This is a genomic window from Parasynechococcus marenigrum WH 8102 (assembly GCF_000195975.1).
GTDB classification, from domain to species: domain Bacteria; phylum Cyanobacteriota; class Cyanobacteriia; order PCC-6307; family Cyanobiaceae; genus Parasynechococcus; species Parasynechococcus marisnigri.
Genome location: NC_005070.1, coordinates 1,446,771 through 1,471,538, shown reverse-complemented (window position 1 = coordinate 1,471,538; position 24,768 = coordinate 1,446,771). Strand labels below are relative to the sequence as shown.

The window sequence follows — 24,768 nt, the reverse complement described above, 5'->3', positions numbered from 1 at the left end:
GGCTCAGGCGTCATGGGGGATGGAGGGATCGCCGGGGTCGTTCACCATTGGGGGCGGTGCAGGCGGCACCGTGGCCCATCCCTTGTCGCCGCGGGCGATGCGGCGGTCGTAAAGAGCACGGCCAGGGTCAAGGCCAGGTTGCAGCGGTTGCTTGGCGGTTGTTGTCAGCCAATTGCCGTAGGCCTGATCGGATTCGACGATGACGTCGGTCTGGTTCTGGGAGAAATAGGCACCGCTGAACATGGCGTCCCGCAACCGGAATCGCCCTTCTTTGGTGGGCGTCAGGCTGTAGGAAATGATGCTGCCGGGGATGATGTCCTGCTTCAGGCGGAAGGCCGGAACGAAAAAACTGTGCAGCACGTCTTCAGAGATCAAGCGGAAATTGACCCGTTGATCAACAGGCAGATGCAGCTCTGAGCTGCGAACACCATTGGGATAGACAAATTCCCAGCTCCATTGGCGCGCAATCACATCGATTGGGCCCACCTCTGCGATGGGATCGGCCTCCATCAATGCCGTTGGGTCTGTGCCGATGGCGTATTTGTGCTTCGGACCGAGGTTCTGAAGCTTCATGTTGACGTTCATCGTGTAGGCCGCGATCACGAAGACCGTCACCAGGGGGATGATCGTCCAGATGATTTCCAACTTGGTGTTGCCTTCTATCGGCGCACCGTCGTTTTCGTCGTATTTACCGGCGCGGTTGAACAGCAGCACCCAACCCATTACTCCGGTGCAGCCGAAGAAAATGAAGGAGCCGATGCCGGTTTCCAAGGCGAACAGGTCGTCGACGTAGGGCGCCGCTGAAGAGGCCTGAGGCGGAAACCAGCTGTATGACCATGTGGCCATCAACTTGGCGATCACCAGGTTGATCGCAACGGCAACCGTCACGATCACGATCGCGCCGATGTTCGGGCTGTTCTTGGGAGCAGTGGTGGTCATGGCAGCACCTCATTGAGATCGGCACCGGCGGCCAACAGTTGGTCAGCGGTGATGTGAACACCGAAATCGCTGGCGAGCCAGGCGCCGAGGCTTCCGTGCAGGCCCATCAGCATCAGCATCGAGGCCCCGCTGAACAGGTACAGCCAGGTCACCTGACGCCCCAGGTCTTTGCGCCAGACGAAACGTTGGTAACCGCGCCAGACAGTCATGGCGACGATCACCAGCAGAATGGCAACCCCACCGATGGCATGCCAGAGCATGGTGTCGATGGCGGTCTGGCCGAGGATGCTGCGGATGCCCGGCAGCGGTACCGCCAACAGCATTTCGTAGAAGCCGGCGGCCACCGTGAAGAAGGAGATGCCACTGCAGGCCACGAGGTTGTACCATCCCACATCGTGAAAGCCGCTGCGGGTCACGGGTAGGGCCAGGAAGCGGAAGACCCTTTTCTCCAAGGGGTAAAACGCGCCAGCGAAGTCGAAGGCGATCCCGATCGCGAACAGCCCGATGGTGAGATGCACCAGGTTCGGGTGCAGGGGAATCGCGTAGGGAAGGTCGTTAGCGCCGAGCGAGTCGGCGATGTCGTTGATCGGCGATGCAATCGCGGCAAACAGGGTCATGACAGCACCCCTTCACGGATTGCTTCCACCACCGGAACCGTATGAAGGCCGTAAACCCAGACGAGCTTGTCGCCGAGGTACACCTGGGCGAACACCAGACCCGCCAGGATGAAGTCGATGGCAAGGAACCCCTTCGGCAGGACGTTGGGGTCTTTCTGACGGGCGACATAACGCCAGCCGGTGAGCAATGCCAGCACGCCGGCCAGGGACCAACCAATGGTGCTGTGGTAGTTAAGGATGTCTCGTGAGGCGCCGTAGGGATTGGCCAGACCGGCTTCGATCTGGCCGAAGATGATGGCGACGAAGATCGCCACAGTGGCGACGATCAAATTCCAGAAGCTGACCTCAAACAGGTTCTTCTTTCTGGTAACGACCCCGATCAGATCGAATACGACGGTGATCAGCGCCATCGCGATGACGAAGTGCACGACGATCGGATGGATGACGTCGAGCCAGGGAGGTTCTTGTCGTTTAAAGGAGGAAGCAGCTCGAGCATCGGCAGGCCGAGCGACACATGACCCAAGGATGAACAGAGAGATTCAGACGGTCATCCCCTCATGAGGAAACACAACTCCATCTGTCTCATACCTCACCCAGGGATGTGATCCGGCCGACCTTTCGTTCGCTTCCAGTAAAAAATTGCCTGGGTGATGATCACCACCATCACAACGGGCAGAACCAGACACAGCATCACCAGGCGGAATTCATCCGACCAGCTGGACAGCGTTGTTCTCGGCAGCACGTTGTCGATGACGTACAGCACGTACAGCCCAAGCAGCAGCCCACCTTCCAGCCGTGTGATGCAACCGCGGGTCCAGAAAATCGGCAGACAAGCGAGGCTGGTCATCAACATGATCGGCAAATCATCTTGGATGAGTTCAGGGCTCACTTCAAGGCCTCGACCGGCAGCTGCCAAAGCCCCACCACCCAGCACGAGCATCAGATTGAGCAGGCAGCTTCCCACCACGTTGCCGATCGCCAGGTCTGTCCGACCTCGTAGCGCTGCGACAAGCGAGGTGATCAGCTCCGGCATCGATGTACCGGCCGAGACAATGGTCAAGCCGATCACCGCTTCGCTGACGCCCAGAAGCGTGGCCGCTGATGTGGCGCCACTGACCAGCACCCTGGAGCCGATCGTGAGGATGACAATCCCGGCGATCAATCGCACCACAGCCATGGTCCAGCCACCTCGCCCAGCATTGGCTTCGATTTCAGGCTCGGCCCCTTCACTGCCGTCGGGCTCCTCACGAGCGGTGCGGATTTCCCAGATGGTGTTGATCACCAGCGCCAGAAGCAACGCCACACCCGATTGCCAGGTCACCTGACCGGTTGAGGCCATCCCCCAGACCGCGGCGGAGATGGCGATGAGCAGGGGAACATCCCGGCGCACCAGTCGGCTTTCCACCTTGAGGGGAAGCACCAGTGCGCTGGCCCCAAGAACCACCATCACATTGAAGATGTTGCTGCCGACGGCATTGCTCACGGCCAGGGTGTCGGCGCCCTCCAGCACCGAACTCAAACTGACAAACAGTTCGGGTGCGCTGGTGCCAAGGGAGACCACGGTGAGACCGATCACCAGCTGCGGAATGCCGAAGATCACCGCAAGAGCCACAGAGCCCTGCACGAACAGTTCCCCTCCTCCAAAGAGCAGGCCGATGCCGAGGAGCACGTCGATGGTCGCTCTGAGGAAGTCAGGCATGTCATTCGCGCGTTCTGGAGGGATTCTGCTTCGCTGAGAAGCCGCCTAAGGTCACAGGCCTTGACGCTGGGCCGGATCGTGCTGAACCGCATCAACGCCACAAACCTGAAGGGGGATGTGTTCGGCGGACTGACAGCTGCCGTGATCGCCTTACCCATGGCATTGGCCTTCGGCATTGCCTCGGGTGCCGGCGCTGCTGCCGGTCTCTGGGGGGCGGTGATCATCGGTCTGGTGGCGTCGCTGTTCGGCGGCACGCCCACCCTGATTTCCGAGCCCACAGGCCCGATGACCGTGGTGTTCACGTCAGTGATCATCAGTTTCACTGCGACAGCCGACAGCCCTGAGCAGGCCTTGGCGATGGCCTTCAGCGTCGGCGTTCTGGCAGGGATCTTTCAGATCCTGTTCGGGCTGTTCCGGCTTGGGCGTTACGTCACGATGATGCCCTACACGGTGATTTCGGGCTTCATGTCCGGCATCGGCATCATCCTGGTGCTGCTGCAACTGGGGCCCTTCCTGGGACAGGCCACTCCCAAGGGGGGGGTGATGGGCACCTTGTTGGAGATGCCGGCCCTGGTTCAGGGAACCCAGCCCATGGAGCTGCTGCTGGCCTTGATCACCCTGGCCATCCTTTGGTTCACCCCCTCTGCGGTGAAAAAGGTCTGCCCGCCGCAGTTGCTGGCACTTGTGGTGGGCACCGTGCTGGCTCTGAGCCTGTTCAGTGGCGCCGGCCTGCGCACCATTCCTGAGTTTTCTGCCGCATTGCCCAGCTTCCAGCTGCCGACGTTCTCCAGCGGTCAGTTGCGGCTCATGGTGATCGATGCTGCTGTGCTCGGGATGCTCGGCTGCATTGATGCGCTGCTCACCTCAGTGGTTGCCGACAGCCTGACCCGCACGGAACACAACTCCAATAAGGAGCTGATCGGCCAGGGTCTGGCCAATGTTGTGTCCGGGCTGTTTGGGGCGATGCCTGGTGCCGGAGCCACCATGGGAACGGTGGTCAACATTCAGTCCGGCGGACGAACCGCCTTGTCAGGCATTGTCAGGGCCATGGTGCTGATGCTGGTGGTGTTGCTGGCGGCCCCGCTGGCATCCCGCATTCCCCTGGCGGTGCTCGCCGGCATCGCCGTGAAGGTGGGCATCGACATCATGGACTGGGATTTTCTCCAGCGGGCCCACCATCTTTCGGTGAAAGCTGCGGTGATCACCTACGGCGTGATCGCTCTCACGGTGCTGGTGGATCTGATCGCTGCAGTGGGTATCGGCGTGTTTGTCGCCAACGTGCTCACGATCGACCGCATGAGCACGCTGCAGTCCAAGAAGGTGAAAACCATCAGCACCACCGATGACGATGTGGAGCTCAGTGATGAGGAGCAGCAGCTGCTGGATCGAGCCTCCGGCATGGTGCTGCTGTTCCAGTTGGCTGGCCCGATGATTTTTGGGGTCGCCAAGGCGATCTCCCGCGAGCACAACGCCATCGGCAATTGCCAGGCTGTGGTGTTTGACCTCTCCGAGGTGTCCCACCTGGGAGTGACCGCTGCCATCGCCCTTGAGAATGCAGTGAAAGAAGCGATGGAGGTGGGCCGCGATGTGTTCATGGTTGGTGTTTCTGGAAGCACCGAGAACCGCCTTCGCAAACTGAAGTTGCTAGAGCGCTTGCCGGAGGGGCATCTCACCTCTGATCGCCTGTCGGCTCTGCGTCTGGCGGTTGCAGGGCTTCCAGCCCATGGCTGAACAGCTCACGATCACCGCTCCGGACGATTGGCACGTTCACCTCAGGGATGAGGAGATGCTGGAACGGGTTGTGGCCTACACAGCCCGTTGCTTCCGGCGGGCCATCGTGATGCCCAACCTGCGACCGCCGGTCACGACGGTGGATGCAGCTCGTTCGTACCGCGACCGCATCCTGTCGGCTTGTCCTGAAGGCGTGGCATTCACCCCGTTGATGACCGCTTATCTCACGGACAACTCCGATCCAGATGATCTTGAGCGGGGTTTCCAGGAGGGGGTCTACACCGCTGCCAAGCTGTATCCCGCGAACGCCACGACCAATTCAGCCGCTGGTGTGACGGATCTCGATCAGATCGGCCGTGTCTTGAGCCGGATGGAGGCCATCGGCATGCCTCTGCTCATTCATGGGGAAGTGACGGATGCGGATGTCGATGTGTTCGACCGGGAAGCGGTGTTCATTGAGCGGCATCTGAAGTCCCTGCGGACCCGTCACCCTGAGCTCAAGGTGGTGTTCGAGCACATCACCACCGAGCAGGCCGTTGATTACGTGGGTTCGTCCGATCGCAATCTGGCGGCCACGATCACCCCCCATCACCTGCAGATCAATCGCAACTCCATGTTCCTTGGCGGCTTGCGCAGTGACTTTTACTGCCTGCCGGTGGTCAAACGGGAGCGCCATCGCCTTGCTCTGCGGCGGGCCGCCACCAGCGGAGATCCACGGTTTTTCCTGGGCACTGATTCCGCCCCTCATCCGAGAGCCGGCAAGGAAACCTCCTGCGGCTGTGCCGGCATCTTCAATGCTCCCTTTGCACTGGAGAGCTACGCCCAGGTTTTTGCAGAGGAAGAGGCCATGCATCACCTCGAAGGTTTCGCCTCCCTGCACGGTCCAGCCTTCTACGGCCTGCCTGCGAACAACGACACGGTGACCCTTGAAAAGGTTGCTGTTGACGTGCCCGAGCTGGTGAACGGGCTCGTTCCCTTCCATGCTGGGGAAACGCTGCCCTGGAGGCTTCAGCCATGCATGTGATCAAGTTCAGCTCAGAGGATTGCGGCACGTGTCACAAGATGAGCCATTACGACGCCAATGTGGCTGAGGAGCTTGGTGCCGAGTTCGTGTCGGTGATGCTTCAGGACACCGAGGCTTACAGGAAATACCGCAAAGTCCTGCTGAAGCAGTACCCCAACAAGGAGGGGATGGGCTGGCCGACCTATCTCCTGGTCACTGATCCGGAGGGTGATTTCACCATTCACGGGGAACTCAAGGGCGGTATGCCCAAAGGAGAGTTCCGCACCCGTTTAGGTGCATTGCTGGCTGGTTGACCGCTCGTTGGATCTAGATGATGGGGGCAGGGGGACTTGAACCCCCACAGGCCTTTCGGCCCAAACGATTTTAAGTCGCGTGCGTCTACCGATTCCGCCATGCCCCCTTGGTGGACATCCTAGATTTCCCCCATTCGACCTCAGATCTTGGACCTGCAGTCTTTGGCTTCCTCGATCCCACAGGACACCCTGTTGGTGATCCTGGCCTATGCCCTGCTGGGCGGTCTTTATCTGCTGGTGGTGCCGTTAGCCCTGTTCTTCTGGATGAACAGCCGCTGGACGCGCATGGGCAAGATCGAACGGCTCTTGGTGTACGGCCTGGTGTTCCTCTTCTTCCCGGGAATGGTGGTTTTTGCTCCATTCCTGAATTTCCGACTCAGCGGCCAGGGAGACAACTGAGTTGACCCGGGGCAAGGTTCTTCTGATCGGCCTGATCGTTCTGCTGCTTGGCGGGGTTGGTTACGTCGGTTTCGATGCTCTCGGCCTGAAGGGTTTCTCTGCCGGGATTGCGGCCCAGTCTCTGCTGGTGTTGATCGTGGTGGTGTGGACGGGGTCCTACTTATTCCGTGTGGTCTCTGGCCAGATGACCTACATGGAGCAGCGCCGCCGCTATCGCGAGGTGTACGACGAACAGGAGGCTGAGGATCTCCAGAAACGTTTTGATGCGCTCCCCCCGGAGGAACAGCAAGCCCTGCTTCAAAAGATCGGCATGGATGAATCCGACGCGCCCTCTGGCTCATAGGCTCACCGGGTTGCAATTCGATTGGTCGCGCCGCGATGTCGAGCCAGATGTTGTCACCCATCGCTCAGCGCTTTGAGCAGCTCAAACATGAGAAGCGTCTGGCCTTGATGCCATTTCTGATGGCTGGCGACCCTGATTTGGCAACAACCTCAGAGGTGTTGCTGAGTTTGCAGAACTCAGGGGCGGACATGGTGGAACTGGGGATGCCCTACAGCGACCCACTGGCGGATGGTCCTGTGATCCAGGCCGCGGCAGCACGAGCGCTTGCTGCGGGCACAACACCAGGAAAGGTGTTGGAGATGCTGACCTCTTTGAAGGGCCAACTCACCATTCCGGTGATTCTGTTCACTTACTCCAACCCCTTGCTGAATGTGGGCATGGAGGCGTTCTGTGAACGCGCTGCAGCGGCGGGTGCCGCTGGGCTTGTGGTTCCCGATCTGCCCTTGGAAGAAGCCGAACGGCTGTCGCCTCTGGCGGAACAACAGGGGCTGGATCTGGTTCTCCTGGTTGCACCAACAACCCCCGCTGATCGGATGGTGCGAATTGGTCAACGCAGCCGGGGTTTCACTTATCTGGTGAGCGTGACCGGTGTCACCGGGGAACGTGCCCAGATGGAAACCAGGGTGGAGGGGCTTGTTGAGGAGCTGAAGCAATCCTCGGCAGTTCCAGTGGCTGTGGGTTTCGGTATCTCTGGAGCTGATCAGGTGCGCCAGGTGCGCAGCTGGGGGGCAGACGGCGCCATCGTCGGCAGCGCGCTGGTCAAGCGGATGGCGGCGGCCGGTGAAGGCCAAATTGCTGAGGAAGCCGGGCAATTCTGCAGAGAGCTCCGCAACGCAGCTGACTAACCCGGCTTAGGAAACTAGGGCATCGATCCCACATCAAAAAGGCCCTGGAACAACCAGGGCCAATAGGACTTTGCCGTTTTTTGGAGTGCGTTGGGCCGCTTAAGCGGCTCAGTGAATATCACTCCTCGTCTTCTTCAGATCCACCAACGGGCATCAGACGGATCTGCTTGCGGCCTAGTTTGATTTCAAATTCATCGCCGGGTTTGAGATCCAGAAGTGCTGTGTAGGCCTTGCCAATCAGCAGGTTTCCGTTGCCTTGAACTGTGGCGACGTAGCTCAGCTTGCGTCCGCCTTTGCCGACGCCACCGATGCCGGTGGTGCCAAGGCTGACACCTTTGGCTTCCAGAAGTGCCTCGTAGAAGGCGGTGAAGTTCAGACGATCTCCACCGTCCTTTTTGTTGGAGACGTATCCACAGGCGCGAACCAGATCGGACTTGCTGACATCACCCAGCTCTTTGACTTTGTTGAGAAGGTCGCTCCCAGTGAGCATTGGTTTCGAAAGTGATCAACGATCACAACATAGCGTTTGGTCATCCCCTCGTGCCATCCTTTTCTCGGAAATATTTTCTCTGACGTCACGGATTGCCATGTCTCGTTTTGTTCTCTGGGGGACATACAGCGCTGATGCGCTTGAAAAACGGGTGCCATTTCGCCAGGAACACCTGACACGTCTGCAGTCATTGAAAGACGATGGTGTCCTCATCACCCTTGGACCAACTGAGGGGAGTACCCACGTGTTCGGTATTTTTGAGGCTGACGCGATTGGTACCGTCCGGCAGCTTGTGGAGGACGATATCTATTGGAAACAAGGAATCTGGACAGCCCTTGAGGTCTATCCCTGGGTCCAGGCATTCTGAGCCTGCTCAAGAATCCAGCCTGCCACCAGTTGATCACCTCCTTCTCCGAGCTTGTCGCCATAGCCGCTCATCTGGCCAATGCCTTTCCGGGCAATGCTTGCAATCGCTTCTGTTGAATCCAGGCCTTGGCGTTTCAACGTGGCCAACTTGAGATTTTTGCCGCGGCGAATGATGTTGCCGCCATTCACGTGACAGCCTGCACAGTGCTGGCCAAACAAAACAGCGCCCTCGCCGGAGGTCTCACCGGCAAGAGCGCTGGTTGTGAATGATGTGAACAGGATCAGAACCGCTGCAGCGGTGGCGATCAATCGGTTCACCAACGTTGTTTCAACTGCTGATCAGTTTGCAGCAGCAAGCTGAGCTCTCTTGTAACGCGCCACCAGCTCCTCCGGTGAGCGGTAGTTCTGGGGTAGGGAGGTGTGCAGGCGGTGCAGATAATCCCAGCAGATGGTGCGGCGGATGGAGTCCATCTCACGGCCGTCGGCCACTAGCCGACGCAGTGCTTGGCAGTACGTGGCGAAGCCTGCTTCCAGATCTCCGATGGTCAGAACCTTGGTCGCTGTTGGCATGGGCGGGAAGATCAGGGCTTCCTGACTTTCGGCGTCTGAGAGTCCTTGTGTCTGTTGCCAGGATCACCGCATGTCGAGCTGCAACGGGAATGACAGAGCAAGATCTCAGTCGCTTCCTGCACAAAGTGGACCAGCTGCAGCAGTTGGCTCAGAGCCTTGAGGATGATGAGCAACGCAGACAATCGCTGGCCGCCTGCACAAACCACAACCAAGTGGTGGCCCTCGCCAGGCGTTGGGGTTTTGAGATTGCGCGTCGCTGGGGAGAACCCGAAAGTCGATTACACGACGACAACCTGTTGCAGGAGGCTTTGCCCTCCAGTGGAGGTGAAAGCGAGCGCATCCTGCTCGAAGGAGATCGTTGGTGGCTGACGCTGATCAACTCGAACGAGGCATCAACCCCATCAGGGGAATGGATGAGCCAAGAAACGTTCGAATGGGTTCTGTTGCTGCGGGGCAGTGCACGCATCCGATGTGAAAACCCTCCAGAAGAGATCGATCTCAGCGTTGGAGATTATTGGTTCATTCCCCCGCATCGTCGGCATCGGGTGGAACGGACCGATCCCGAGCCGGGAACGCTCTGGCTGACCCTGCATTGGCGCGCTTGACCAGCCAGTAGGCCGCCGAAAGTGACACCACGGCGATACCCAGGCCCACCAGCAGTTGCGGTTTGTTTTCTGCGCCGGAGGGTAAAACGATCACTTTGCGGGCCACGGCCGTGAGAGCCGTGACCAGCACCAATTCAATCTGCACAACGTGACGGCGCAGGTAGCTGGTGATGTTCTGCAGGACCTCCAAAGCGATCAGCACAGTCAGCAGATCGCCGAGCACCTTGATCAGGTCATCGCCGAGCCAGGTGGCTTCCGAGCCCGTCAGAAGCTTGGAACCGAGTGACATCACCAGCTGAACCAGCGCAGCAAAGATGACCACCCCAGTGATCAGGGTGAGCAATCGAGCGACTTCCCGTTCTGCGGAATCGACGACGGTCAGAAAGGACGGTTGCGTCTTGCGGGAGCGGCTCACGGCTGAATCAGTCGTTGAATGGGTTGTAGTACGGGCGAGCCGGCGTGTTGCTGGTCGGAGTTTCGAGCTTGGTATCGCAGCTGATGGCTCCGTCTGGCGTGGTCACACAATTGGTGGGAACCACCTTGCTGTTTTTGTCGGTTCGGCTGCCAGGACCCAGCATCCAGCCCTCGGATTGAGCTCTGGCAGCAGGTGACAGGGCTGAGGTGAAGCTCGATAGCAGCGTGCAGGCAGCGGTGAGCGTTGCCGTGGTCATTGGGTCCTCGCTACGAATCACCACTTTGCCCTTGAAGTGCCTCAACTGGGGCAGTCCTGACGGATTTCCTGGAGCAGGAGATCCAATTGGCCGAAGGGATCGCTCTGCTCGGCAGCTTCACTGGTGTGATCGGCGCCGCCGTGCCACTCGGTTTCAACGCGGCAAAGCCGAGCCAGCAGTCCGGAGAGGCCGTTGAGCCGATGCTCCCGTTCGAGAACCTCCAACAGTGCTGGCATTCGTGTGGACACAGCCTTGAGGCTGCGGCGTAGATCTGCCTGGGTTCGACCTTGTTGTTTAAGCCAATCCTTCAGCAATTGACTCAGCTCCGCTTCCAAGTCCGGGGTCCAGGCAGCCATTGGTCGTTGCTCAGCGTGTCAGTGGGAACCATTGGTCCAGCCTGCGCTGGGCACGGGCCTGGATGGTTGGCGTGAGGTGATTACGCCAGACCCCGATGACGGCCGTCAAGGCCACGAGGTCATCGCTGAATCCGGCAACCGGGAGGATATCCGGAATCAGGTCAGCGGGCATCAGAAGGTAGCTGAGGCCTGCCAGCATGGTTAGCCGGACCGGGGATGGCGTGCCTGGATCCAATAAGAGCTCCAGTGCTTCCAGTGCCGGACTTGCCAAGCTTCGTCCGGCACGAACCAGAAGCCGCCGCAGCAGGCTTTCATCGAGCAGCTCGCTGTCGATCACCGTTGCTTCAACGGTGGCCTGGGATGCATTCGTTGAGGATTGACCCATCAACAGTCGTGGAGGGACATCACCAATCTGGCGCGATTGGATGGATTGAATCCACGGAGGATGACCGTTGTTCAGAGTGTGGATTCCACAAGGCCGCTCTGGATGCCGGTTTTACGCAGTTTGCGCAGGGCACGCTGCACAACCTGTCGGCAATACTCGCGTGAGCAGTTCATGTGTCGAGCCACCTCGGCCAGGGTGCGCCACTCGTTCGTGCCATCGAGGCCGAACCGCAGGGTCACCACTGTGCGCTCCTTGGGCGTGAGATTGGCTTTGCCCAGCAGTGTCCACACCGAAGCGGACCGTTCAGCGATTTCAGCCCGCTCCATTGGAGGCAGTTCGTCACTGGGAAGAACATCCACCAGCTCGGAGGGGTCTGACTTTGATTTCACCACCCCCTGCAGGCTGACCGTGACGCTTCGCAGTTCACAGGCCAGAAGGTCTTCGACCTCTGCGATGGGGATTTCCATGAAGTCTGCCAGTTGCTCAGCGGTGGGCGTCAGACCGTTGCGCTGCATCAAGCGAGCCTTGGCTGCCCGGAGCTTGGTCAGTTTTTCGTTGACGTTGACGGGGATGCGGATTGTGCGGCTTTGGGTTGATAGGGCACGGTTCAGTCCCTGACGGATCCACCAGTAGGCGTAAGTCGAAAAGCGATGGCCTCGAGTGGGGTCGTATTTCTCTACGGCACGGGTCAGACCAAGGGTCCCTTCCTGGATGAGATCGAGGAGATCCAGCCCTTTGCCTTGATAACGCTTGGCGAGGTTGACGACGAGCCGAAGATTGGCGGTGATCATTTGATTTTTGGCTCGCTCCCCACGGCGAATCACTGCTTTTTCCTCATCGCTGTATTCGCATGAAGGACCACTGCCACCAGCGAGTTGGCAGGGCTCAGTGATGACAACCATTGCCTGAACCTTCCTCCCCAGCATGAGTTCCTGCTCTGGGGTCAGCAACTGGTGGCGGCCGATTTCACCAAGAAAGGCACTCAGAGAGCTCACCATTTGGCTTTAGTCGCTCAATTGAAGCTAGAACAGCTGTGTTTTTCTTCCTTGGGTGTAATAAAGACTGCGGAATTAATATTTCGGCAATACTTATACCTTTTCTTCTTTTGTCTGAAGGGATTCTTTCAAAAGCGTGCTGGCGCACCGGTTAGGGTCGCGGCGTTTCCTGGTCGAAATCAATGCATCTGGCTGTGGCCCTTACTGCCGACATCGCCAAAAACGCCGGCGTGGCCTACGTGCACTACGTCAGTTTCATGCTCTGTTTCGGTGCTCTGGTGTTGGAGCGCAAGCTGATCAAAGCCAACCCTGATCGGGGTGAAGCCACGGCCATGGTCGTTACCGACATCGTTTACGGCATTGCAGCTCTGGCGCTGCTGGTCAGCGGCATCCTTCGGGTGATTCATTTCGGACAGGGATCCGAGTTCTACACGCAGAATCCATTGTTCTGGTGGAAGGTCGGTTTGTATCTGTCCGTCGGCGGCCTGTCCTTATACCCAACGATCACTTACATCCTCTGGGCGATCCCCCTTCGTAAGGGTGAACTGCCGCAGGTCAGTGAAGCACTGGCCAGTCGACTGGCCTGGATCATCAACATTGAGTTGGTCGGGTTTGCCAGCATCCCATTCCTGGCAACGCTGATGGCCCGTGGCGTTGGTTTGCCTGCAGCTTGATGCCTGCAGAGCCCTGTCCTCCAGCTCAGGAAATCCGCCTGGTGGAGGCCTCGCCGTTGACCCCCTTGCCGTTGTCTGAGGTCTCGGCGGGGTACAGCCTCTCTCTGGCTACCACCTCCATGGGGCCGGCCTCACTGCCCAGATGGTGCGTTTGGGTTCAGCCAGCTACGGGTAATCCGCCTGATCGTTGGCAAGCGCGTTGGCTTTCAGCTGTTGATGAGGCTCTCGATACCTGGTCAGCTCATCTTCCTGTGGTTCGTGTCCAGGATCCGGGTCGGGCCCATGTGCAGTTGCTGCGTCGAAGGCCACCGCGGCGGCGGACAGCGAGTGGCTGGCGTGCCAGCAATGGTCGTAGTCGTTTGCAGATCGTGAGGGCGCGTCGACGGGGCGTGTGGCGCTTTGAGCCCAAGGTGTCGGTGCTCGTCTCCCCGGAATTACGAGCGCCGGTGCTTCAGGCCACGGCTCTGCATGAGCTGGGCCACGCCTTCGGGCTGTGGGGACATAGTTCTGACTCTGGAGATGCCATGGCTGTTCACCAGGGCAAGGCCCCGGTCCTGAAGCTTTCGGAGAGAGATCTCGAGACACTGCAATGGCTGCGCAGCCAGGACGCCCGCTTTGGAGTTTCAGAGGGAAGCGAGACGCAAGATTGAGCGATATCGTGTATATATAGATGTGATTTGATTGTCATATCGTGCCATGCGCGGTCAGTGCGATCTCGTCAAGCTGGTGACATCGATTGAGTTGTCGTGCTGACTATTCGCTCTCTGTTTTCGCTGGCCTTGCTGGTGACCCTCGCCAGCTGTTCAAGCGCTGACGACCCCGTGGCAGAGAGGGAGCAGGCGCCCGAGTCGAGGCGTCTGGTGCGAATTCAATTGGATGTTGAGAACCCTTCTGCCAGTGAGGGAATTCTTGAAGCCAGTGGAGAGGCACAGCGATTTCCAGTCGGTTTCGGCCGCTTGGGTCTCGCCTGTGCTGGCACTAGCTTTCAGGATGGGCTGACGCCCCTCGGCAGGTTTCGTGTCAACGCGATCCTCAGTGACAGCGACTTCGCGATGGAGGCTGATCTGGTGGAACAATCCGGCAAGACTGAAGCGGAGCTGAAGGACTCACTGTTCCGCAACATGAGTTCCATCGATTTCAAGGGCGACGGTCAGTCCGGCGAGTACGGCATCGGATTTATCAGTTTGACCCCGCTACCCCCCACGGACCAACCATTTCAGTTCAACACCTACAAGGGCAAGTTCCGCTGGTACAGCTTCGCCATCCACGGCACCAACGACGAGCGGCGCGTCGGTCAATCGGTGACCGGTGGTTGCATCAACGTCAACCAGGACACGTTGACGACTTTGCTCGGCACGCTTCAGCTTGGCGATGAGGTGGTGATCAGCAGCGATAGCCCCTGTCTGCCCTAGTGCCGCCTCGGGGCACCTCGTCGTGCGGCCAGCACCTCCTGAACCTGACGCCAGCTCACGCCGTGGTGCGCCAAGGCCACTTGCATGTGGAAGAGGATGTCGGCGGCTTCTCCTGCGATCTCCTCAGGATTGTCGTCCTTGCAGGCCATCACGAATTCAGCACTCTCCTCGCCGATTTTCTTGAGAATCTTGTTGTCACCCCCCTCCAGCAGCTTGTTTGTGTAGCTGCCTTCCTCCGGGTTGTCTCGCCGAGACTCGATCACGCGAAACAGCTCGGTGCAAGCGTCCGCAGGGGGAGACAAGGCATTTGAGCCCCCATCGGAACGTTGATCGCCGCCTTCGTAGAAGCAGCTGCGGGCACCGGTGTGGCAAGCGATGTCGCCACGTTGTTCGATGGTCAGCAGCAGCACATCAGCATCGCAGTCGTAGCGGATGGAACGCAGGGTCTGGGTGTGACCACTGGTGGCTCCTTTGTGCCACAGCTCCTGTCGTGAACGACTCCAGTAATGGGCCTCGCCGCTGTTCAGGGTTTGTTGGATCGATTCCCTGTTCATCCAGGCCACCATCAGAACGGCCCCGTCCAGCCAGTCCTGGGCGATCGCTGGGATCAACCCCGCTTCGTTAAAACGGAGTTGGTCGATGAAGGCGGGGCTGAGGGGCTGCATCAGTCCTCGGTTTCTGCCTTGATCCTCCCGCAGCGTTCTGACCGACTTCGCCCTTCTGCCAATCGTGCCTGACCCCCCGACGCGTTTCACCTGCAGCAAACAGTTCGAGGGCTATCCCTGTTGCCATCGCCAGTGGCGCCATGCGGGGCATTGCCGCTTCGTGCACGGATACAGCAGGAGTTTCACGCTTTGGTTCGCCGCCACCGAGCTTGATGAGTGTGGGTTTGTGGTCGATTTCTCAAGTTTGCGTCCGTTGGAGCAGCAGCTGCGCGAGCAGTTCGACCACACCTTTTTGGTCAATGCCGATGATCCTCTTCTTGAGGATTGGAGAAGGTTGCATGAACAGGGAGCGCTTGATCTGCGGGTGATGGACAACGTGGGGATGGAGTCAACCGCCGCTCTGGTATGGGATTGGGCCAACAGCCTCCTCAAGCAACGGGATGGCGGACGTAGCTGCTGCTGGGCTGTTGAAGCGCGTGAGAATTCGCGCAATGCTGCGCAGGTTCATGCTGTGCCGTCTTGGTTCGAGGCTGCTGGTTGAGCGGTTGCTTCAACTGATTGAGAGTTTGTCGTCACCTGCATCAACCTGCACCGTCTGTCCCTCACTGAGCTGTCCCGCCAGGATCGCTTTGGCGATTGGTGTTTCCAGCTCCCGCTGGATGGCGCGTTTGAGGGGTCTTGCTCCGTAAACCGGGTCAAAGCCAATGGTGGCCAGCCAATCGGCTGCGATGTCGCTGAGCTGAAGGTCCAGCTTGCGTTGCTCCAGTCGCGACCGCAGACGCTCCACCTGCAGTGACACGATCCGGCGCAGCTCCTCTTTTTCAAGGCTGCGGAAGATGATCTGATCGTCGAGCCTGTTGAGAAATTCGGGACGGAATTTGGCCTTGAGCGCCTCGTTGACCCGTTGCTCCATCGCCGTGTGTTGCTCCGGATCCCCAGCCAGCTCAAGAATCGATTGGCTGCCGATGTTGCTGGTGAGGATCAACACGGTGTTGGTGAAATCCACCGTGCGGCCCTGGCCGTCGGTAACGCGGCCGTCATCGAGGATCTGCAGCATCACATTGAACACATCGGGGTGGGCTTTCTCCACCTCGTCGAACAGGATCACGGCGTAAGGCCGTCGCCGTACCGCTTCCGTGAGCTGGCCGCCGGCTTCATAACCCACATAGCCCGGAGGGGCACCGATCAGTCGGCTCACGGTGTGTTTCTCCATGTACTCCGACATGTCGATGCGCACCATGGCGTCGTCGCTGTCGAACAGGCGATTGGCCAGCGCCTTGGACAGTTCCGTCTTGCCGACACCCGTCGGCCCGAGGAACAGAAAGCTCGCGATGGGCCGGTTGGGATCGCTGAGGCCTGCCCTTGAGCGTTGAATCGCGTCGGCAACGGCAGTGACCGCCTGGTTCTGTCCGATCACCCGTTGATGCAGGTCGTCCTCCAGCTGCAGCAGTTTCTCCATTTCGCTCTGCACCAGGCGAGCCACGGGGATGCCGGTCCACTTGGCAATCACTTCAGCGATGTCGTCTTCGGTGACCTCCTCCCGCAGCAGGGTTTTGTCTGTTCCGTCCTCGTCTTCCAAGAGGTCTTCCTGCTCCTGCAGCTGGCGTTGCAGCGTGGCGAGAGTTCCGTATTCGAGTTCAGCTGCCTTGTTGAGGTCGTAATTGCGTTTGGCCTGCTCCACCTGCAGCTGCACCCGTTCGATCTCCTCCTTGAGAGCCGAGAGCTGATCAATGGCACCTTTTTCGCTCTGCCACTGGGCATTGAGGCTGCTCTGTTGTTCACCCAGTTCCGCCAATTCCCGTTCAATCCGTTGCAACCGCTCCTGGCTGGCACTGTCGGACTCACGGCCGAGGGAGAGTTTTTCCATCTCCAGCTGCAGAATTTTGCGATCGATCTCGTCGATCTGCTCCGGTTTGGAGGTGATCTCCATTTTCAGCCGGGCGGCGGATTCATCCACCAGGTCGATGGCCTTGTCCGGCAGGAAGCGATCGGTGATGTATCTGCTGCTGAGCATGGCGGCGGCCACCAAAGCGCTGTCGGCAATGCGTACGCCGTGGTGTACCTCGTAGCGCTCCTTCAGGCCCCGCAGGATTGAAATCGTGTCCGGCACTGTGGGCTGATCCACCAGCACCTGCTGAAAGCGTCGCTCCAGGGCGGGATCCTTTTCGATGTGCTGACGGTGCTCATCAAGGGTGGTGGCCCCGATGCAGCGCAGTTCACCCCGGGCCAGCATCGGTTTCAGCAGATTGCTGGCGTCCATGGCACCACCGCTGGCGCCAGCGCCCACCACCGTGTGGATCTCATCGATGAACAGCACAATCTGTCCATCGGAGGTGGTGACCTCCTTCAGCACCGCTTTGAGCCGTTCTTCGAACTCACCCCGGTATTTCGCCCCGGCGATCAGGGCACCCATGTCGAGGGTAATGAGCTGTCGGTTCTGCAGGGCCTGGGGCACATCACCATTGACGATCCGCTGTGCCAAGCCCTCGACGATTGCTGTTTTGCCGACCCCGGGTTCACCGATCAGCACGGGGTTGTTCTTGGTGCGGCGGCTGAGTATCTGAATGGTGCGGCGGATCTCTTCATCCCGTCCGATCACCGGATCCAGCTGACCATCGCGGGCCGCTGCTGTGAGATCGCGGCCGTATTTCGCCAGGGATTCGTAGGTGGCCTCAGGGTTCTGGTCTGTCACCGTTTGGTTGCCGCGCACCGCCGTGATCGCCTCCTTGAGTGTGTTGGTGGTCACCCCGGCCTGGCTGAGCAGTTGCCGGCCGCAGCGATCATCCTCCGCCAGGGCCAGAAGCAGATGCTCGATGGCGATGAAGCTGTCGCCGAATCCATCCCGCCGCTGCTCGGCTCGGTCGAGGGCCTTGTTGAGGGATCGGCCAAGAAACACCGAGTCGGGTGCCGAGCCAAGGCTGGGAAGCCGTTGCAGATGGCCTTCAACACTGGCCTCGAAGGTGGTGACGTCAACGCCGGTTTTGCTGAGGATTCGCCCGGCCAGTCCGTTCTGTCGAAGCAGCGCCAGCAGCAGATGTTCGGTTTCCAGCTGCTGGTGCCTGGAGGCCTGGGCGAGTTGCTGGGCCGCGACGATGGCGGCCCAGGCCTGTTCGGTGAACTGTTCGGCTGTGGGTTGCATATGACTGTTGCGGTTGTCCTGAACAAACCGTATGGGCATTCAGCTGATGCCGATGGCGGTGAACCGGCTGCGGTTTTTACAGTTCCCCGAACATCCGATCTGGCATGTCCGATCCGCAGCTCCTGCAAACCCTGGTGGATAAAAGCCTGCAGCTGTCGGCCAGTGCGGGTGGAGAGCTGGAGCGCAGCTGCTGGATGGTGGTGCATGAGCACCACCACGGCATGAAGCCCAGTGAATACGACATCCGCGAGATCGATGAGGAGCTCTATCTCGCGGTGCTGAACGCCGCGCGATCAGCTCAGTAGCTCGCGGATCCTCAGCAGATTTGGCTTCTCTGCCGCGATCTTGTCGCGCATCTCCTTCGGCAAGCGTGCCTCGAGGATGGCCTGCTTGTTCATTTCATGGGCCAATCGTTCCCGAAAGGGGGTGAAGGCCTCCAGGTATTGCTGGGCTTCGCCAGGTTGGAGAGGCACCTGTTCCAGAGCATGTTTGAAGTGGAAATAGGTGGTCGTCCAGCCGATCAATTCATCCAGCGTGCTCAGGCCCAATGGGTTCTCGGGAAGGCTCATCCGCCAAACCCCTGAACCTTGGCCTGTGGTGTCAGTCCCCGCAGCTGACCATCCAACAGAACCCTGCGCTCGCCATCGCTGCCGACGTGCGGGGCGATTTCGACACCAGCCTTCTGCATCGCCTCCAGGGCTTGTTGTTCTTCCTGAGATCCCTTATCGCAGCGGAGGTAGTTCTCCACCGCGGCTGCCGCTCTTTGATCGCGGGCGAAGAAGACGGTGCCGGGTCCACGCCGCACTCCGGTGAGCTGTTTCTGACGCCGGCGTTGTTGCACGCTGGCCCACAGCCGGCCCTGATTGGCCGTCATGAAGGCGTTGAGGTCTGAGGCATCGGTGTCTTCCGCAAGCGCCATGCTCGACCCGTCAACAAAGTCGCTCAGCAAGGTGACAACGGCCATCAGGACGTCGGTGAACGGAAGGGATGATTCAGTCTGCTGGTTTGGAACCACCGTCCGGTGCGACTCTCGGCAGCGTCGCTTTGCAGATCGGCTGGGTGCAACGCAAAGCCATGGCTGCGGGCCAACTCAATCAGTTCCGCATCGTTGCGACAGGCCGATGCCTCGCGTCGCAGCGGCTGATAGCGCTCAACCGCTCGTAGAAAATCGCTGAGCGCTTCTCGGCTCATCGCGTTACCAGCCGAGTTCGGCTTGCTGTTCCACGTAGGTAGCCACAGCGATGATCTCGGCTTCGGTGAGTTTGCCTTCGTAAGAAGGCATCGCATTCTTGCCAGCTTCGATCTGGTGTTCGATCGCTTCCAGGGGATCCTGCTGATATTCCTCCAGATGGGCATTGAGATCCCGGATTTTCAGGCTGCGATTGGCCCGGATCACATTGCCACCCCCCATGTGGCAGGCCGCACAGTTGCTGCTGAAGATTTGCTCCCCCTGTTCAATCAGTGCGCTCTCGAGGGCACACGCAGGAATAGGAACCAGCACCGGCCCGATCAGGGCAAGCAACATCAGCAACAGGCCGGCAAGTCTCACCATCGAGAGTCATTGGTTTCTCCAAGCTATCGATCGCATCCGACAAATGAAAGAACCCCGGACCATGTTTGACACAGTCCGGGGTTTTTGAACTGTTAATCCTGAGGTCTGAGCAGAGAGTTAACCGATCACTCGACGATCACTTTGCCGACCATGCCAGCACCGCGGTGGGGCTCGCAGTAGTAGTCGAAGGTGCCGGCTTCACTGAAGGTCTCTTCCCAGGACTCACCGGGGTTGAAGGCCAGATCGCCGTGGCTGTACTCGTCGTGGCCGTCGAACACGGCGTTGTGGGGAGCCAGCTTGTTGTTGATGAACTTGACGGTGTCACCGGCCTTGATGTTGACGGTGGCGGGTTCGAAGGCGAGCATGCCGGCGTCGGTGCCGAGCTTGACTTCGACGGTGGCGGCCTGTGCAGTACCGACGTTCAAGCCGATCAGCATCAGGAGGGCGCAGCAGGCAGCTGCAAGGGTGCGAAGGACGGACCGCATGAATGAATTAGGTCGTTGGAAGGACTTTACGCTGGGTTCTGGGGCTGCCGCGGTTGGGTAGGCCGGAATCGCTAAGAACTGTTTCCAAGGTGGGGGCATGGCTCTCCCCCCCGAAGCGCTCGGGAGGGCTCACCGGGTCATGGATGAAGTGGCGTTGACGGATGCTGAAGCGATCCCAGGCATTCACCTCGATCGGCAGGATCTTGATCAGGGTTTCGATCAGCCAGGCCCAGAGGGGGATTCCCGGTGTCCGGCCCACCCCGCGCCAGCGGCAGAGGGTCGCCACGGCGTCGTCAACGCTGATCGCCTGCTGTCCCATCACCACCCGGCGAAGGGCCCCTTGGCCCGGCTCACGGTTCGGTTCATGGGGCCGTGTGGCGAACTGGCCGCAGATCCGGGCGATGTCCTCCGCATGGATGAAGTGGAAGCTGGCGTCGGCCCGCAGCCAGCGGGCCAGCCAGAGCCATCGACTCGCTTCCGCCAGGCCCTCCGTGAGATAGCTGGTGGGGTATGGGCTGGTGCCGTCCACGCGGCCACCGAACACGAGGGTTGGGAACACGGCAATGATCTTGGCCGCCAGCGGATGCTGCTCCAGTTGCTCCAAACACCGAGCCTTGGTTTGGATGTATTCGGTGCCGTAGGCCTGCGCCTCCGGCAAGGGCCTGAGGTCACGGTCCAGGATGCTGGCCGTTGAGAAGTAGATGATCTGCTCCACCACGTGGGGATTGAGCAGTTGCAGCAGTCGCTTCACGGCCACCACATTCACCTGCTCCGCCCGTTCCGGATCGCCCCATGCGGTGGCGGTGTGAATCACACGGTTCACCGTTGCCAGTTCCGCCACAAACCGATCCGTGTCCCGCAGGTCACCCACCAACAGCCGGACCCGGGGATGGTCTGCCAGTACCGCTGTGAGTTTGGACGGATCCCTAAGCCAGAGCAGCAACTCCGCATCGGAATGCAGCAGCAGCCAGTGAGAGATGTATTGACCGACGCAGCCGCTGGCGCCAGTGACCAGGATCCGGGTCAAGCGAAGGCCCCGATGCGGTCGATCACGCTCTTGCCTGAGCGGAAGAAAGCAGCACCGTTTTCCTCAGGCGTCCCCGGCAGGATTCCATGGCCGAGGTTGAGGATGTGCTTCCTGCCGCGGGCCTTGCGCACGCAGTCATCAATGCGGGCCTCGATCGCGTCCGGCGTTCCGAACAGCAGACCCGGATCAACGTTGCCTTGTACACCGATGTGCTCCGGCAAGCGGGCCAGAGCTTCGCCCATGTCCACGGTCCAGTCCAGAGAAATGATGTCCACCCCTGTAGTGGCCATCCGTTCGAGGACGCCAGCACTGCCGGAGATGTACAGGATGAAGGGGGTATCGGGATGGGTCTGCTTGACCAGATCCACCACCTTCTTCTGATAAGGCGCGGCGAAGGTGTCGTAATCGGCAGGACTGAGTTGTCCGGCCCAGGAGTCGAACATCTGGACGACCTGAGCGCCGGAATCAATCTGAAAGCGCAGGTAGTTGGCGATCGACTCGGCGAAGTGGTCGAGCAGTTTGTGCAGCAGCTCTGGTTCGCGGAAGGCCATGGCCTTGATCACCGCGTAGTTCTTGCTGCTCTTGCCTTCCACGACGTAGGCCGCCAAGGTCCAGGGTGCGCCGACAAAACCAAGCACAGCGGCCTCGTTGCCGACGCTTTCGCGTAGACGTCCCAGCACCTCACCAACAAATGGCATCGACTCGCTGGGGTTCAGCGGGCGCAGGGCGTTCACCTGATCCATGGAGCGGATCGGATCACCGATCTGCGGACCCTTGCTTTCGATGATGTCGAAATCGATGCCCATCCCCGGCAGCGGCGTGAGGATGTCGGAGAACAGGATCACGCCGTCCGGCTTGAAGGCGTGAAACGGTTGCATGGAGATCTCATAGGAGAGATCAGGGTTTTCGGAGCGTTCGCGAAAGCTGGGGTACTTGTCGCGCAGATCCCGGTAGATCTTCATGTAACGCCCAGCCTGACGCATCATCCAGACCGGAGGACGCTCCACCGCTTCACCGCGGGCTGCACGCAGAAGCAGGGGCAGAGTGTCGCTCATCAAGCCGAAATCAGGTAAGCCGGAAACCTACCTGAGTTCTGTGTTCGGCTAGTTGGTGTCAGCAGTTTCGTCATCTGCTTTGTCACAGGCTGATGCTGAAGCCGCTTGGAGGCTGCGCTTGGGGTCGTGGCGGAACACCAGGAGACTGAGGGGAGGTAGGCAGAGATCCAGGGAGTTCTCGTAGCCGTGGATGCTCCATTCATCCGTTGGCTTGCCGCCCATGTTGCCAAGGTTGCTGCCGCCGTAACGGGCTGCATCGGTGTTGAAGATCTCCTCGTAGAAGCCCGCCAGCGGAACACCCACCCGGTAATGGGAATGGCTCTGTGGTGTGAAGTTGGCCACCACCACAAGCCAGGTGCCACTGCTGCTTTCACGCCGCATGAAACTGATCACGGAATGACGGTTGTCATTGCAATCAATCCACTGGAATCCGAACTGGTCGAAGTCGTCGCGCCAGAGGGCCGGCTCAGCTTTGTACAGCGTGTTGAGGTCATCCACCAGCAGCTGGATGCCTTTGTGGGGTTCGTAATTCAGCAGATCCCATTGCAGATCTCCCCAGACATTCCATTCAGCGCGCTGGCCGAATTCCATCCCCATGAAGATGGTTTTCTTGCCGGGATGGGTCCACATGTAGGCGAGCAGTGCTCGGGTGTTGGCGTATTTCTGCCAGTCGTCACCTGGCATCTTGTGGAGAAGATGGCTTTTCCCATGCACCACTTCGTCGTGGCTGAGCGCCAGCATGAAGTTTTCGGTGTAGGTGTACCAGATCGAGAAGGTGATGTTGTTCTGGTGGAACTGACGGAACCAGGGATCCAGCTCGAAGTAATCGAGCATGTCGTGCATCCAACCCATGTTCCATTTCAGGTTGAAGCCCAGGCCACCGATTTCTGTGGGTTGGGTCACCATCGGCCAGGTTGTGGATTCTTCCGCGATCGACAACGCCCCGGGGAAGTGCTGGAAGAGCACATGGTTGGCCTGCTGCAGGAATTGAACGGCTTCCGTGTTCTCTCTACCGCCATGCTCGTTAGCCAGCCATTCGCCATCTGGACGCAGATAGTCGCGATACAGCATTGAGGCCACCGCATCAACGCGAATGCCGTCGATGTGGAACTGTTCGAACCAGAACACCAGATTGGCAACCAGGAAGTTACGAACCTCGTTGCGGCTGTAGTTGAAGATCAGCGTTCCCCACTCTTTGTGCTCACCGATGCGCGGATCTCCGTGTTCGTAGAGGTGTGTGCCGTCAAAGAAGGCCAGGCCATGGGCATCCTTGGGGAAGTGGCCAGGCACCCAGTCGATGATGACGCCGATGCCTTCGGCGTGGCAGCGATCCACAAAGGCCCGGAATTCATCCGGAGTGCCGTAGCGGCTGGTGGGGGCGTACCAGCCGGTGACTTGATAACCCCAGGAGCCATCAAAGGGATGCTCGGTGATCGGCATCAGTTCGATGTGGGTGAATCCCCGTTCCTTGACGTAAGGGATCAGGCGAGCCGCCAACTCGGCGTAGGTGAGCAGCCGAGCGCCGGGTTTCATGTCGGCAGCGGGCACCGGAGCTCGCGGGCTGCCGTCGGGCTGAATCCAGGGTTCTTCGGCGCTGGCATGGATCCAGCTGCCGAGATGCATCTCATACACGGAGATGGGCTGCTCCAGCGGATTGCTGCTATCGCGTCGCTGCATCCAGGAGCCGTCCGACCATTGGAAGCCATCCAGGCGAGCCACCACTGAACTGTTGTCCGGGCGAACCTCGTGTTGGAAGCCGTAGGGGTCGGCTTTCTGATAACAGTGCCCGTCCTGGGTGCGGATTTCGTACTTGTAGAGAGAACCTTCAGCAAGCCCTGGAATAAACAATTCCCAGATCCCACCCAAGCGCTGCTGCATGGGGTGGTGACGACCATCCCAGGAGTTGAGATCACCCAGGATCGACACGCTCAGGGCATGCGGTGCCCAAAGGCAGAACATCACCCCGGAGATGCCATCACGCTGCGTGAGGTGGGCGCCCATCCGTTGCCAGATGTGGTGGTGATTGCCCTGGGCAAACAAATGGCGATCCATGTCGCCCATCCATTCGTCCCTGAACGCCCAGGGGTCGTGTTGTTCGTGAGTGATGCCGCCGCGCTCGACCCGCACCTTGTAGTTGCTGCCGGGGTCGTGGCTGAGCGTTGTTTCAAACACCCAGGGGTGATTGGGTGCGGTCATCAATGCTTCCCGACCGCCCTCCAGCAGCGTCACGCTGTGGGCTTCCGGCATCCACACCCGAACAGTCCAGCCCGCATCGCTTGGTTGCGGGCCGAGGATCGCTAACGGGTGATCGTGCCGACAATTCGCGAGACGTTCGCCGTCCTGAACCATCCAGTCGAGGACTGCCGCGCCACCCATGGAAGAGCTGTGAAGTGGGCGCGATGTTAAGCGGAATTTTTCGTTGATTCCGCTG

Annotated in this window: 34 protein-coding genes, 1 tRNA gene and 1 pseudogene; 13 read left to right on the top strand and 23 right to left on the bottom strand. The window is 59.6% G+C overall.

What is annotated here, in order from left to right:
* Positions 1–3 precede the first annotated feature (3 nt).
* The 4 genes and pseudogenes from TX72_RS07680 to TX72_RS07665 all read right to left on the bottom strand — a co-directional run bounded on the left by TX72_RS07680 (position 4) and on the right by TX72_RS07665 (position 3,255).
* Positions 4–939, bottom strand: a complete 936-nt coding sequence (locus tag TX72_RS07680) for a cytochrome c oxidase subunit II (RefSeq protein WP_011128392.1) — start codon at positions 937–939, stop codon at positions 4–6.
* The gene (locus tag TX72_RS07675) at positions 936–1,556 is read right to left on the bottom strand and encodes a DUF2231 domain-containing protein (protein WP_011128391.1); all 621 of its coding nucleotides are present in this window, start codon (positions 1,554–1,556) and stop codon (positions 936–938) included. Before TX72_RS07675 ends, TX72_RS07680 begins: the two co-directional genes overlap by 4 nt.
* Positions 1,553–2,052, bottom strand: a pseudogene (locus TX72_RS07670) (DUF2231 domain-containing protein). Before TX72_RS07670 ends, TX72_RS07675 begins: the two are co-directional and overlap by 4 nt.
* 93 nt (positions 2,053–2,145) lie before the next feature.
* Positions 2,146–3,255, bottom strand: coding sequence for a calcium/sodium antiporter (locus TX72_RS07665; protein WP_011128389.1), 1,110 nt, complete (start codon positions 3,253–3,255; stop codon positions 2,146–2,148).
* Positions 3,256–3,315: 60 nt separating this feature from the next.
* On the opposite strand from TX72_RS07665, the gene TX72_RS07660 reads away from it, so the two are divergent.
* Genes TX72_RS07660 through TX72_RS07650 form a run of 3 tightly spaced genes read left to right on the top strand, consistent with a single transcriptional unit; the run spans position 3,316 to position 6,303 of the window.
* Positions 3,316–4,986, top strand: a complete 1,671-nt coding sequence (locus tag TX72_RS07660) for a SulP family inorganic anion transporter (protein ID WP_011128388.1) — start codon at positions 3,316–3,318, stop codon at positions 4,984–4,986.
* Entirely contained in the window at positions 4,979–6,010 is a 1,032-nt protein-coding gene (pyrC, locus tag TX72_RS07655) for a dihydroorotase (protein ID WP_011128387.1), read from the top strand. The genes TX72_RS07660 and pyrC overlap by 8 nt, the downstream gene beginning before the upstream one ends.
* Positions 6,001–6,303 carry a TlpA family protein disulfide reductase gene (locus TX72_RS07650; RefSeq protein ID WP_011128386.1) on the top strand — a complete coding sequence of 101 codons (303 nt, stop codon included), beginning with the start codon at positions 6,001–6,003 and terminating at the stop codon, positions 6,301–6,303. The genes pyrC and TX72_RS07650 overlap by 10 nt, the downstream gene beginning before the upstream one ends.
* Positions 6,304–6,324: 21 nt before the next feature.
* On the opposite strand, the gene TX72_RS07645 is transcribed toward TX72_RS07650, so the two are convergent.
* Positions 6,325–6,410: transfer RNA gene (locus TX72_RS07645), tRNA-Leu, on the bottom strand.
* Positions 6,411–6,450: 40 nt separating this feature from the next.
* Between TX72_RS07645 and ndhL the strand changes: the two genes are divergently transcribed.
* Genes ndhL through trpA form a run of 3 tightly spaced genes read left to right on the top strand, consistent with a single transcriptional unit; the run spans position 6,451 to position 7,890 of the window.
* Positions 6,451–6,702, top strand: a complete 252-nt coding sequence (gene ndhL / locus TX72_RS07640; protein ID WP_011128385.1) for an NAD(P)H-quinone oxidoreductase subunit L — start codon at positions 6,451–6,453, stop codon at positions 6,700–6,702.
* A 1-nt stretch (position 6,703) separates the two neighbouring features.
* A complete protein-coding gene (locus TX72_RS07635) occupies positions 6,704–7,045 on the top strand; it encodes a DUF3007 family protein (RefSeq protein WP_011128384.1) in 342 nt (113 codons plus the stop codon).
* Between the two features lie 35 nt (positions 7,046–7,080).
* Positions 7,081–7,890 carry a tryptophan synthase subunit alpha gene (gene trpA / locus TX72_RS07630; protein WP_011128383.1) on the top strand — a complete coding sequence of 270 codons (810 nt, stop codon included), beginning with the start codon at positions 7,081–7,083 and terminating at the stop codon, positions 7,888–7,890.
* Between the two features lie 118 nt (positions 7,891–8,008).
* On the opposite strand, the gene TX72_RS07625 is transcribed toward trpA, so the two are convergent.
* Positions 8,009–8,380 (bottom strand): AbrB/MazE/SpoVT family DNA-binding domain-containing protein, encoded by a 372-nt coding sequence (locus tag TX72_RS07625; RefSeq protein WP_011128382.1) that lies wholly within the window; start codon positions 8,378–8,380, stop codon positions 8,009–8,011.
* Positions 8,381–8,477: 97 nt separating this feature from the next.
* On the opposite strand from TX72_RS07625, the gene TX72_RS07620 reads away from it, so the two are divergent.
* Positions 8,478–8,747, top strand: coding sequence for a YciI family protein (locus tag TX72_RS07620; protein WP_011128381.1), 270 nt, complete (start codon positions 8,478–8,480; stop codon positions 8,745–8,747).
* Here the strand turns inward: TX72_RS07620 and TX72_RS07615 are convergent.
* Both TX72_RS07615 and TX72_RS07610 read right to left on the bottom strand, forming a co-directional pair.
* A complete protein-coding gene (locus tag TX72_RS07615) occupies positions 8,723–9,031 on the bottom strand; it encodes a c-type cytochrome (RefSeq protein ID WP_404824910.1) in 309 nt (102 codons plus the stop codon). The genes TX72_RS07620 and TX72_RS07615 overlap by 25 nt on opposite strands.
* Before the next feature lie 54 nt (positions 9,032–9,085).
* A complete protein-coding gene (locus TX72_RS07610; protein ID WP_011128379.1) occupies positions 9,086–9,316 on the bottom strand; it encodes a DUF3136 domain-containing protein in 231 nt (76 codons plus the stop codon).
* 89 nt (positions 9,317–9,405) lie between these two features.
* Between TX72_RS07610 and TX72_RS07605 the strand changes: the two genes are divergently transcribed.
* Positions 9,406–9,921 carry a Nif11 domain/cupin domain-containing protein gene (locus tag TX72_RS07605; protein WP_011128378.1) on the top strand — a complete coding sequence of 172 codons (516 nt, stop codon included), beginning with the start codon at positions 9,406–9,408 and terminating at the stop codon, positions 9,919–9,921.
* On the opposite strand, the gene TX72_RS07600 is transcribed toward TX72_RS07605, so the two are convergent.
* From TX72_RS07600 to TX72_RS07580, 5 genes are all read right to left on the bottom strand, one after another.
* Positions 9,836–10,336, bottom strand: coding sequence for a phosphate-starvation-inducible PsiE family protein (locus TX72_RS07600; RefSeq protein WP_011128377.1), 501 nt, complete (start codon positions 10,334–10,336; stop codon positions 9,836–9,838). The genes TX72_RS07605 and TX72_RS07600 overlap by 86 nt on opposite strands.
* A gap of 7 nt (positions 10,337–10,343) precedes the next feature.
* Positions 10,344–10,613: a hypothetical protein gene (locus tag TX72_RS07595; protein ID WP_225867685.1), complete on the bottom strand. Its 270-nt coding sequence runs from the start codon at positions 10,611–10,613 to the stop codon at positions 10,344–10,346.
* A 20-nt stretch (positions 10,614–10,633) separates the two neighbouring features.
* Entirely contained in the window at positions 10,634–10,948 is a 315-nt protein-coding gene (locus tag TX72_RS07590) for a hypothetical protein (RefSeq protein ID WP_011128375.1), read from the bottom strand.
* 10 nt (positions 10,949–10,958) lie between these two features.
* Entirely contained in the window at positions 10,959–11,333 is a 375-nt protein-coding gene (locus TX72_RS07585; RefSeq protein ID WP_011128374.1) for a YkvA family protein, read from the bottom strand.
* A 71-nt stretch (positions 11,334–11,404) separates the two neighbouring features.
* The gene (locus TX72_RS07580; RefSeq protein WP_011128373.1) at positions 11,405–12,331 is read right to left on the bottom strand and encodes a sigma-70 family RNA polymerase sigma factor; all 927 of its coding nucleotides are present in this window, start codon (positions 12,329–12,331) and stop codon (positions 11,405–11,407) included.
* A 179-nt stretch (positions 12,332–12,510) separates the two neighbouring features.
* Between TX72_RS07580 and TX72_RS07575 the strand changes: the two genes are divergently transcribed.
* The 3 genes from TX72_RS07575 to TX72_RS07565 all read left to right on the top strand — a co-directional run bounded on the left by TX72_RS07575 (position 12,511) and on the right by TX72_RS07565 (position 14,414).
* On the top strand, positions 12,511–13,002 hold the full coding sequence (locus TX72_RS07575; RefSeq protein ID WP_011128372.1) for a DUF2214 family protein: 492 nt from the start codon (positions 12,511–12,513) through the stop codon (positions 13,000–13,002).
* Positions 13,002–13,652, top strand: a complete 651-nt coding sequence (locus TX72_RS07570; protein ID WP_042503622.1) for a zinc metalloprotease — start codon at positions 13,002–13,004, stop codon at positions 13,650–13,652. The genes TX72_RS07575 and TX72_RS07570 overlap by 1 nt, the downstream gene beginning before the upstream one ends.
* A gap of 96 nt (positions 13,653–13,748) precedes the next feature.
* Positions 13,749–14,414 (top strand): L,D-transpeptidase family protein, encoded by a 666-nt coding sequence (locus TX72_RS07565; protein ID WP_011128370.1) that lies wholly within the window; start codon positions 13,749–13,751, stop codon positions 14,412–14,414.
* Here TX72_RS07565 and hisIE read toward each other — a convergent pair.
* A complete protein-coding gene (hisIE, locus tag TX72_RS07560; RefSeq protein ID WP_011128369.1) occupies positions 14,411–15,079 on the bottom strand; it encodes a bifunctional phosphoribosyl-AMP cyclohydrolase/phosphoribosyl-ATP diphosphatase HisIE in 669 nt (222 codons plus the stop codon). The two genes, TX72_RS07565 and hisIE, sit on opposite strands and share 4 nt — an antisense overlap.
* Positions 15,080–15,143: 64 nt before the next feature.
* Here hisIE and TX72_RS07555 point away from each other — a divergent pair, with 64 nt between their 5' ends.
* A complete protein-coding gene (locus tag TX72_RS07555) occupies positions 15,144–15,620 on the top strand; it encodes a 6-carboxytetrahydropterin synthase (protein WP_011128368.1) in 477 nt (158 codons plus the stop codon).
* Positions 15,621–15,629: 9 nt separating this feature from the next.
* Here TX72_RS07555 and clpB read toward each other — a convergent pair whose 3' ends face one another.
* On the bottom strand, positions 15,630–18,218 hold the full coding sequence (clpB, locus tag TX72_RS07550) for an ATP-dependent chaperone ClpB (RefSeq protein ID WP_042503620.1): 2,589 nt from the start codon (positions 18,216–18,218) through the stop codon (positions 15,630–15,632).
* A gap of 104 nt (positions 18,219–18,322) precedes the next feature.
* On the opposite strand from clpB, the gene TX72_RS07545 reads away from it, so the two are divergent.
* Positions 18,323–18,523, top strand: coding sequence for a DUF8662 family protein (locus tag TX72_RS07545; RefSeq protein WP_011128366.1), 201 nt, complete (start codon positions 18,323–18,325; stop codon positions 18,521–18,523).
* Here TX72_RS07545 and TX72_RS07540 read toward each other — a convergent pair.
* From TX72_RS07540 to glgB, 8 genes are all read right to left on the bottom strand, one after another.
* Positions 18,512–18,787, bottom strand: a complete 276-nt coding sequence (locus TX72_RS07540) for a hypothetical protein (protein ID WP_011128365.1) — start codon at positions 18,785–18,787, stop codon at positions 18,512–18,514. The two genes, TX72_RS07545 and TX72_RS07540, sit on opposite strands and share 12 nt — an antisense overlap.
* Positions 18,784–19,182, bottom strand: coding sequence for a hypothetical protein (locus TX72_RS07535; protein WP_011128364.1), 399 nt, complete (start codon positions 19,180–19,182; stop codon positions 18,784–18,786). The genes TX72_RS07540 and TX72_RS07535 overlap by 4 nt, the downstream gene beginning before the upstream one ends.
* Positions 19,182–19,409 carry a Nif11-like leader peptide family natural product precursor gene (locus TX72_RS07530; protein ID WP_011128363.1) on the bottom strand — a complete coding sequence of 76 codons (228 nt, stop codon included), beginning with the start codon at positions 19,407–19,409 and terminating at the stop codon, positions 19,182–19,184. Before TX72_RS07530 ends, TX72_RS07535 begins: the two co-directional genes overlap by 1 nt.
* Positions 19,410–19,413: 4 nt before the next feature.
* On the bottom strand, positions 19,414–19,770 hold the full coding sequence (locus TX72_RS07525; protein WP_011128362.1) for a c-type cytochrome: 357 nt from the start codon (positions 19,768–19,770) through the stop codon (positions 19,414–19,416).
* A 125-nt stretch (positions 19,771–19,895) separates the two neighbouring features.
* Positions 19,896–20,255: a plastocyanin gene (gene petE / locus TX72_RS07520; protein ID WP_011128361.1), complete on the bottom strand. Its 360-nt coding sequence runs from the start codon at positions 20,253–20,255 to the stop codon at positions 19,896–19,898.
* Positions 20,256–20,262: 7 nt separating this feature from the next.
* A complete protein-coding gene (locus tag TX72_RS07515) occupies positions 20,263–21,282 on the bottom strand; it encodes an NAD-dependent epimerase/dehydratase family protein (RefSeq protein WP_011128360.1) in 1,020 nt (339 codons plus the stop codon).
* Positions 21,279–22,337: a uroporphyrinogen decarboxylase gene (gene hemE / locus TX72_RS07510; protein ID WP_011128359.1), complete on the bottom strand. Its 1,059-nt coding sequence runs from the start codon at positions 22,335–22,337 to the stop codon at positions 21,279–21,281. Before hemE ends, TX72_RS07515 begins: the two co-directional genes overlap by 4 nt.
* Positions 22,338–22,385: 48 nt before the next feature.
* Positions 22,386–24,713 (bottom strand): 1,4-alpha-glucan branching protein GlgB, encoded by a 2,328-nt coding sequence (gene glgB / locus TX72_RS07505; protein WP_011128358.1) that lies wholly within the window; start codon positions 24,711–24,713, stop codon positions 22,386–22,388.
* Positions 24,714–24,768 lie beyond the last annotated feature (55 nt).